This is a genomic window from Rhodococcus sp. WY5, assembly GCF_018588185.1.
GTDB lineage: Bacteria > Actinomycetota > Actinomycetes > Mycobacteriales > Mycobacteriaceae > Rhodococcus_F > Rhodococcus_F qingshengii.
Window position 1 is genome coordinate 1 of sequence record NZ_JAAMPR010000008.1, and the last position, 4,631, is coordinate 4,631.

Sequence of the window (4,631 nt, forward strand, 5' to 3'; positions counted from 1 at the left end):
GGGGCGAAAACTCTCAAGGATCTTACCGCTGTTGAGATCCAGTTCGATGTAACCCACTCGTGCACCCAACTGATCTTCAGCATCTTTTACTTTCACCAGCGTTTCTGGGTGAGCAAAAACAGGAAGGCAAAATGCCGCAAAAAAGGGAATAAGGGCGACACGGAAATGTTGAATACTCATACTCTTCCTTTTTCAATATTATTGAAGCATTTATCAGGGTTATTGTCTCATGAGCGGATACATATTTGAATGTATTTAGAAAAATAAACAAATAGGGGTTCCGCGCACATTTCCCCGAAAAGTGCCACCTGACGTGGCGCCTCAGAAGAACTCGTCAAGAAGGCGATAGAAGGCGATGCGCTGCGAATCGGGAGCGGCGATACCGTAAAGCACGAGGAAGCGGTCAGCCCATTCGCCGCCAAGCTCTTCAGCAATATCACGGGTAGCCAACGCTATGTCCTGATAGCGGTCCGCCACACCCAGCCGGCCACAGTCGATGAATCCAGAAAAGCGGCCATTTTCCACCATGATATTCGGCAAGCAGGCATCGCCATGGGTCACGACGAGATCCTCGCCGTCGGGCATCCGCGCCTTGAGCCTGGCGAACAGTTCGGCTGGCGCGAGCCCCTGATGCTCTTCGTCCAGATCATCCTGATCGACAAGACCGGCTTCCATCCGAGTACGTGCTCGCTCGATGCGATGTTTCGCTTGGTGGTCGAATGGGCAGGTAGCCGGATCAAGCGTATGCAGCCGCCGCATTGCATCAGCCATGATGGATACTTTCTCGGCAGGAGCAAGGTGAGATGACAGGAGATCCTGCCCCGGCACTTCGCCCAATAGCAGCCAGTCCCTTCCCGCTTCAGTGACAACGTCGAGCACAGCTGCGCAAGGAACGCCCGTCGTGGCCAGCCACGATAGCCGCGCTGCCTCGTCTTGGAGTTCATTCAGGGCACCGGACAGGTCGGTCTTGACAAAAAGAACCGGGCGCCCCTGCGCTGACAGCCGGAACACGGCGGCATCAGAGCAGCCGATTGTCTGTTGTGCCCAGTCATAGCCGAATAGCCTCTCCACCCAAGCGGCCGGAGAACCTGCGTGCAATCCATCTTGTTCAATCATGCGAAACGATCCTCATCCTGTCTCTTGATCAGATCTTGATCCCCTGCGCCATCAGATCCTTGGCGGCAAGAAAGCCATCCAGTTTACTTTGCAGGGCTTCCCAACCTTACCAGAGGGCGCCCCAGCTGGCAATTCCGGTTCGCTTGCTGTCCATAAAACCGCCCAGTCTAGCTATCGCCATGTAAGCCCACTGCAAGCTACCTGCTTTCTCTTTGCGCTTGCGTTTTCCCTTGTCCAGATAGCCCAGTAGCTGACATTCATCCGGGGTCAGCACCGTTTCTGCGGACTGGCTTTCTACGTGTTCCGCTTCCTTTAGCAGCCCTTGCGCCCTGAGTGCTTGCGGCAGCGTGAAGCTAGATCCCCATCAATCCTGCCTATTTGCCACGTTTAACAAGGTAGTTAAGCGTTCATTTACGAAGAAAACACGATAAGCTACACAAATACCTGAAAAAGTTGAACGCCCCGTGAGCGGGAACTCACAGGGCGTCGGCTAACCCCCAGTCATCAGCTGGGAGAAAGCACTCAAGACATGACTCTAGCCGATCCGCAGGACACAGTCACAGCTAGCGCGTGGAAATTTTCCGCCGATCTGTTCGACACCCACCCCGAACTAGCGCTGCGCTCACGCGGCTGGACGGCAGAAGATCGCCGCGAACTGCTCGCTCACCTGGGACGCGAAAGCTTCCAGGGCAGCAAGACAAGAGATTTCGCGAGCGCCTGGATTAAAAACCCGGATACCGGCGAAACCCAACCAAAGCTCTACCGGGCTGGCTCAAAAGCGCTGACGCGGTGCCAGTACGTTGCGCTGACGCACGCGCAACATGCCGCGGTGATCGTGCTTGACATCGATGTGCCCAGCCACCAGGCCGGCGGGAAGATTGAGCACGTAAACCCGCAGGTCTACGCGATTTTAGAGAAATGGGCACGCCTAGAAAAAGCGCCGGCTTGGATCGGCGTGAATCCGCTGAGCGGGAAATGCCAGCTCATCTGGCTCATTGACCCGGTGTATGCCGCAGCAGGTAAAACCAGCCCAAATATGCGCCTGCTGGCTGCAACGACGGAAGAAATGACTCGTGTTTTCGGCGCTGACCAGGCTTTTTCGCATAGGCTGAGCCGGTGGCCGCTGCACGTCTCAGACGATCCGACAGCCTATAAATGGCACTGCCAGCATGATCGTGTGGATCGGCTGGCCGACCTAATGGAGATTGCTCGAACGATGACCGGATCACAGAAGCCGAAAAAGTACATTGAGCAGGACTTTTCCAGCGGACGCGCCCGCATTGAAGCGGCACAACGCGCCACCGCAGAAGCCAAGGCGCTAGCGATTTTGGACGCGAGCCTGCCGAGCGCCCTGGACGCGGCCGGCGACCTGATCGACGGCGTGCGAGTGCTCTGGACAAATCCAGAGCGCGCAGCGCGCGACGAAACCGCGTTTCGCCACGCGTTGACCGTGGGATACCAGCTCAAAGCTGCTGGTGAGCGCCTAAAAGATGCCAAGATCATCGACGCGTATGAAGTGGCGTACAACGTTGCCCAGGCGGTCGGTGCAGACGGCCGGGAGCCGGATCTTCCCGCCATGCGTGATCGCCTGACGATGGCGCGTCGTGTGCGCGGCTACGTGGCTAAAGGCCAGCCAGTCGTCCCTGCTCGTCGGGTGGAAACGCAGAGCAGCCGAGGGCGGAAAGCTCTAGCGACGATGGGGCGACGGGGCGCAGCTACATCGAATGCACGCAGATGGGCTGACCCAGAAAGTAAGTATGCGCAGGAGACGCGACAGCGATTAGCGGAAGCAAACAAACGCCGAGAAATGACAGGCGAGTTGCTCGAACTTCGCGTCAAAACTGCGATCCTGGATGCCCGTTCTCAATCGGTTGCTGATCCCTCGACTCGTGAGCTTGCAGGCGAACTAGGTGTCAGTGAAAGGCGCATCCAACAAGTCAGAAAGGCACTTGGAATGGAAGCTAAACGCGGCCGTCCACGGGCTGAAAACTAATAAACGAAACACCGTCAGCAGAAAACGGTTCCCCCCTTTAGGGGTCCCGTCCTTGCTCTGGCTCTCACTTGCCCTCACCCTCCGCTATCCACGGGCTGAAAACTAATAAACGAAACACCGTCAGCAGAAAACGGTTCCCCCCCTTTAGGGTGTCTCGCTCCTAGCTCTGATCCCTCCCCGGTTCCTCCCCGGCCTGATTTTTAAGGGGGCTCACGCTGTCGGCAGAGAACGGTTCCCCCGCCTTCTGCTCTGGCTCTTCCTCGACTCCCTCCCCCTCAAAAATCTCCTCGAGATCCTGCAGACCTTTTTGGAGCTAGCGCGTTGCTGCTTCGCACCAACTTGCTCATGATGATTTTCATTTTTGCTTGTGTGCTTTTTTGGGTTGAACCCTCCAAAGAGGGGAAACCAGGGGCACACCTCATGCACTAAAGTGCCGCTTCGCTGGTCAGGGTGAAATCACCTGGAAAAAAAGTGCGGTAACCGCTGCGCTTGGCGTTTTTTCTGGGCAAGAAGTCTCGCAGGTTTTCGCAGGAGTGCCGGAAGAAATTATCAGAATTGGGGCTAGAATTTTTAACGAACGTTCGTTATAATGGTGTCATGACCTTCACGACGAAGTACCAAAACTGGCCTGAAGCATCAGCGGTGGATCTCTCCGATGTCGCGCTGGAGTCCGACGCACTCGATGCCGCCGTCGATTTAAAAACGGTGATCGGATTTTTCCGCGCCCTCGATACGACAGACGCGCCAGCATCACGCGACTGGGCAAGTGCCGCGAGCGACCTAGAAACGCTTGTGGCCGACCTTGAAGAGCTGGCCGACGAGCTGCGTGCTCGGCAGCGCCAGGAGGACGCGCAGTAGTGGAGGATCGCATCAGCTGCGCCTACTGCGGTGGCCTGATCCCACCCCGGCCTGACCCACGAGGACGGCGCGCAAAATACTGCTCAGACGCGTGTCGTGCCGCAGCCAGCCGCGAGCGCGCCAACAAGCGCCACGCCCAGGAGGTCGAAGCCGCACGTCATCTAGCGGAATTAATTCATGAGCGGATACATATTTGAATGTATTTAGAAAAATAAACAAAAGAGTTTGTAGAAACGCAAAAAGGCCATCCGTCAGGATGGCCTTCTGCTTAATTTGATGCCTGGCAGTTTATGGCGGGCGTCCTGCCCGCCACCCTCCGGGCCGTTGCTTCGCAACGTTCAAATCCGCTCCCGGCGGATTTGTCCTACTCAGGAGAGCGTTCACCGACAAACAACAGATAAAACGAAAGGCCCAGTCTTTCGACTGAGCCTTTCGTTTTATTTGATGCCTGGCAGTTCCCTACTCTCGCATGGGCAGACCCCACACTACCATCGGCGCTACGGCGTTTCACTTCTGAGTTCGGCATGGGGTCAGGTGGGACCACCGCGCTACTGCCGCCAGGCAAATTCTGTTTTATCAGACCGCTTCTGCGTTCTGATTTAATCTGTATCAGGCTGAAAATCTTCTCTCATCCGCCAAAACAGCCAAGCTTGCATGCCGCAGT

Annotated in this window: 3 protein-coding genes, 1 rRNA gene and 2 pseudogenes; 2 read left to right on the forward strand and 4 right to left on the reverse strand. The window is 56.3% G+C overall.

Features of this window, described 5'->3' with window-relative positions; translation table 11 throughout:
- From G4D79_RS34390 to G4D79_RS34400, 3 genes and pseudogenes are all read right to left on the reverse strand, one after another.
- Positions 1–180: pseudogene (locus G4D79_RS34390) on the reverse strand (class A beta-lactamase); the annotation flags it as partial.
- Between the two features lie 141 nt (positions 181–321).
- Positions 322–1,116, reverse strand: coding sequence for an aminoglycoside O-phosphotransferase APH(3')-IIa (locus G4D79_RS34395; RefSeq protein ID WP_000572405.1), 795 nt, complete (start codon positions 1,114–1,116; stop codon positions 322–324).
- Positions 1,117–1,144: 28 nt separating this feature from the next.
- Positions 1,145–1,471 (reverse strand): annotated as a pseudogene (locus G4D79_RS34400) (IS4 family transposase); the annotation flags it as partial.
- 174 nt (positions 1,472–1,645) lie between these two features.
- On the opposite strand from G4D79_RS34400, the gene G4D79_RS34405 reads away from it, so the two are divergent.
- Both G4D79_RS34405 and G4D79_RS34410 read left to right on the forward strand, forming a co-directional pair.
- Positions 1,646–3,109, forward strand: coding sequence for a replication initiation protein (locus G4D79_RS34405; protein ID WP_250888165.1), 1,464 nt, complete (start codon positions 1,646–1,648; stop codon positions 3,107–3,109).
- 597 nt (positions 3,110–3,706) lie between these two features.
- Positions 3,707–3,967, forward strand: a complete 261-nt coding sequence (locus tag G4D79_RS34410) for a hypothetical protein (protein WP_032491214.1) — start codon at positions 3,707–3,709, stop codon at positions 3,965–3,967.
- Positions 3,968–4,413: 446 nt separating this feature from the next.
- Here the strand turns inward: G4D79_RS34410 and rrf are convergent.
- Positions 4,414–4,529 (reverse strand): 5S ribosomal RNA (gene rrf / locus G4D79_RS34415).
- Positions 4,530–4,631 lie beyond the last annotated feature (102 nt).

What these genes read in the sequence shown, in the direction of transcription:
- G4D79_RS34405 (WP_250888165.1), top strand. Translation starts at nt 1,646, where the DNA reads ATGACTCTAGCCGATCCGCAGGACACAGTCACAGCTAGCGCGTGGAAA.
- G4D79_RS34410 (WP_032491214.1), top strand. Translation starts at nt 3,707, where the DNA reads ATGACCTTCACGACGAAGTACCAAAACTGGCCTGAAGCATCAGCGGTG.
- G4D79_RS34395 (WP_000572405.1), bottom strand. Translation starts at nt 1,116, where the DNA reads ATGATTGAACAAGATGGATTGCACGCAGGTTCTCCGGCCGCTTGGGTG.